The organism is Corallococcus terminator, assembly GCF_003611635.1.
Lineage (GTDB): Bacteria > Myxococcota > Myxococcia > Myxococcales > Myxococcaceae > Corallococcus > Corallococcus terminator.
This window is the reverse complement of sequence record NZ_RAVZ01000570.1, coordinates 1-3,105: the sequence shown is the minus strand read 5'-3', so window position 1 is coordinate 3,105 and position 3,105 is coordinate 1. Positions and strand designations below refer to the sequence as shown.

Below are 3,105 nucleotides of genomic sequence, written 5' to 3'. Positions count from 1 at the left end.
GGCGGGGGTCGCGAAAGACGCGCGGCCGTGAACTTGCCGCGAGGGGAAGAAGCGGGGAAAACGGACGTGTCGCATGGACACTTCCCTCCCCGTTGCCTTCGAGAATGAGCTTGCGCGGGTGGTGAACGCCCAGCGCCAGCGCGTGCTGGGCGCCGGGGCGGTGGTGCGGCTGGTGGGCACGGGGGTGTTCTTCGCCGTGAGCCTGGGCCTGTGGCTGACGGGCGCCCGGGACTGGGCCCACTACCCCCCGCTGCTGCTCTGCTACGGGGGCGTGGTGGCGCTGCTGTTCGCGCTGCGCTTCCGGCCCGTCACGCAGCAGTTGAGCATCGCCCAGTCGGTGGTGGACGTGGCGCTGGTGTTCGGGCTGCAAATCATGGCGCTGCCCGTGTCGCCCTTCCCCGCCGGCGTGGCGGGCTTCAGCCTGGGGCTCTTCGCGCTGGTGGTGGCGCTGAGCGGCCTGGAGCTGATGCCCCGGCTCGTCTACGGCACGGCGGGCCTGGCCGCCCTGGCCCAGGCGGTGCTGATGCACACGGTGGGCGTGGGCCCGGGGGCGGTGGCCGTCGCCGCGGTCACGCTGTTCCTGGTCGCGGCGGTGAGCCACTACGGCACCGGGCGGCTGCGCCAGTTGGCCATGGACCTGTCGCGCGCGGAGGTGGCCCGGCAGTTGGAGGCCCGCCGCACCTCCGAGGTGGAGGACGCCCACCGCACCATCGAGCGCATGCTGGCGGAGGCCCACGCGCGCAACGTGCAACTGGAGACGCTCCAGGCCCACCAGGAGCAGCTCATGCAGTTCCTGGTGCACGACCTGCGCTCGCCCCTGTCCGCCGTGACGCTGTCGCTGTCGTGGATGGAGCAGGAACTGCCCGTCGGGACGCCGCTGGTGGAGTCGGTGCGCACGGGGCTCGCCGTCACCGCGCGCCTGGACCGGATGATCTCCGACCTCTTGGACGTGCCCCGCCTGGAGCAGGGCCGGCTGTCCCCGCGCAAGCAGCCCTTCCCGGTGGCGCCGCTTCTGGACGAAGTGCGCCGCTCGCTGGATGGCGCGGCCCGGCTGCGAAAAATCAGGCTGGAGCTGGCCTCCACCCCGAACCTCCACATCGTGGGCGACGCGGGCCTGCTCATCCGCGTGGTGGAGAACCTGGCCACCAACGCGCTCCGCTACGCGCCGTCGGGCGGCCGGGTGCGCCTGGAGGCGGGCGAGGCGGAAGGGTTGCAGTGGCTGGCGGTGCGCAACGACGGCATCGCCATCCCGCCCGAAGCGCGCGAGTCCCTCTTCGACAAGTACACGCAGGGCAGCCGCGAGAAGGAGGGCCGCCGGGGCTACGGCCTGGGGCTGTACTTCTCCCGGCTCGCGGCGGAAGCCCACGGCGGGCGGCTGGCCGTGGAGGACGCGGACGGCTGGTCCACGTCCTTCGTCCTGCGCCTGCCCCGCTAGCTCAGCGAAGCTTCGCGCGGGCGAACAGCTTCGTCGCCTGCGTGCGGGCGTTGGCGAGCACCGCGTGGGCATCCATCGTCGTCAGCTCGCCCTCGCGCAGCACCAGCTTGCCGTCGATGAGCACGTGCGACACGTCCGTGGAGCGCGCCGAGTACACCAGCGGCCCCGTCACGTCCTCCGGCAGCGGGCAGAAGTGGAAGCCGCGCGTGTCCACCACCGTGAGGTCCGCGCGCTTGCCGACCTCCACGGAGCCCACCTCGTCCTCCAGGCCGAGGGCCTTCGCGCCGTTCAGCGTGGCCATTTCCAGGACGTGCATGGGCGTCATCGCCACCGGGCCCACGCGCGGGTTGTGCAGCACGGAGGCGAGCCGCATCTCGTGGAACAGGTCCAACGTGTTGTTGCAGGGCGCGCCGTCCGCCCCCAGCGCCACGGGGATGCCGTCCGCCAGCAGCTCCGGCACGCGCGCGTAGCCGGACGCGAGCTTCAGGTTGGAGCCCGGGCAGTGGCACACCACCGTGCCCGACTCGCGCAGCAGCGCCTGCTCCTTGCCCTCCACCCAGACGCAGTGGGCCAGCGTGACGTTGCTCCCGGTGAGCCCCAGCCCGTGGAAGAAGGCGATGTTGTCCTGGCCGGTGACCTGGCGGACCACGTCCGTCTCCTTGGAGTTCTCACTGGCGTGCGAGTGGATCCGCACGCCCTTCTCGCGCGACAGCCGTCCCACCTCGCGCAACAGCTCCGGCGTGCAGGACAGGGCGAAGCGCGGCGCGAACGCATAGCGCAGGCGGTTGTCGTGCGTGCCGTGCCAGCGCTCCAGCAGCGCCAGGCTCTCCGACAGCGAGTCGGCGGTCGTCTCCCGCAGGCCCCGGGGCACCTCCGCGCCGGAGTCCATCATCGCCTTGCCACCGACGAGCCGGAAGCCGCTGTCGCGCGCGGATTCGAAGACGGCGTCGTAGTGGTGCACGGTGCCCATGTCGAGCGCCGCCGTGGAACCGGAGCGGATCAGCTCCGCGAACGTGAGGTCCGCGCTGGCGCGCAGGGACGCCGCGTCGTGCGCCGCCTCCATGGGCCAGATGCGCTCGCGCAACCAGTCCAAGAGCTCCAGCTTGTCCGCGTGGCCTCGCAACAGCGTCTGGCAGGCGTGCAGGTGGCCGTGGATGAGGCCGGGCATCACCACCTGGCCGGACAGGTCCAGCAGGCGGCGGGGGCCCTTCACCTTCAGGCCCCGGCCCACCTTCGCGATGCGACCGTCCTGGACGAGCACGTCCGCGCGCGGAAGCACCTCCCGCTCGCGGTTCATGGTCACGACGGTGGCATTGGTCAGCAGCAGGTCCACGCGGGGGAGCCCTTAGAGGAAAGCGCGGGTGAAGGCGTGCGGCAGCAGTTCGCCGAGCGAATAGCGCGCCTCGCTACCGTTGAGGGTGCGGCTGCGCACCGGAAAGTCAGGCCCGGCGAACTCGGCCATCACCTGGCGGCACATGCCGCACGGAGGACAGGGCTCCAGGGTGTCCACGACGACGGCCACCGCCACGGGCTTCTCCTTGCCCTGGGCCACGCCCGCGGCGAACGCATTGCGCTCCGCGCACACGGTGAGGCCGTAGGTGGCGTTCTCCACATTGCAGCCAGCCACCACGGAGCCGTCCGCGTACAGCACCGCGGCCCCCACCGGGAAG

3 protein-coding genes are annotated in these 3,105 nt (G+C 71.9%); 1 reads left to right on the top strand and 2 read right to left on the bottom strand.

Translation table 11 applies throughout. From position 1 onward, the window contains the following. The first annotated feature begins 73 nt into the window (after positions 1–73). Complete coding sequence (locus D7V88_RS40150; protein WP_120545780.1) at positions 74–1,435, top strand: sensor histidine kinase; 1,362 nt, start codon at positions 74–76, stop codon at positions 1,433–1,435. A gap of 1 nt (position 1,436) precedes the next feature. On the opposite strand, the gene D7V88_RS40145 is transcribed toward D7V88_RS40150, so the two are convergent. Together D7V88_RS40145 and D7V88_RS40140 are read right to left on the bottom strand one after the other, a co-directional pair. Beyond that, the gene (locus D7V88_RS40145) at positions 1,437–2,768 is read right to left on the bottom strand and encodes a 5'-deoxyadenosine deaminase (protein WP_120545779.1); all 1,332 of its coding nucleotides are present in this window, start codon (positions 2,766–2,768) and stop codon (positions 1,437–1,439) included. Between the two features lie 12 nt (positions 2,769–2,780). Then, positions 2,781–3,105, bottom strand: a 325-nt coding sequence (locus tag D7V88_RS40140; RefSeq protein ID WP_120545778.1) for a cytidine deaminase, incomplete at its 5' end; no start/stop codon positions are given.

Coding starts and splice junctions, on each gene's coding strand:
- D7V88_RS40150 (WP_120545780.1), top strand. CDS start 74: ATGGACACTTCCCTCCCCGTTGCCTTCGAGAATGAGCTTGCGCGGGTG.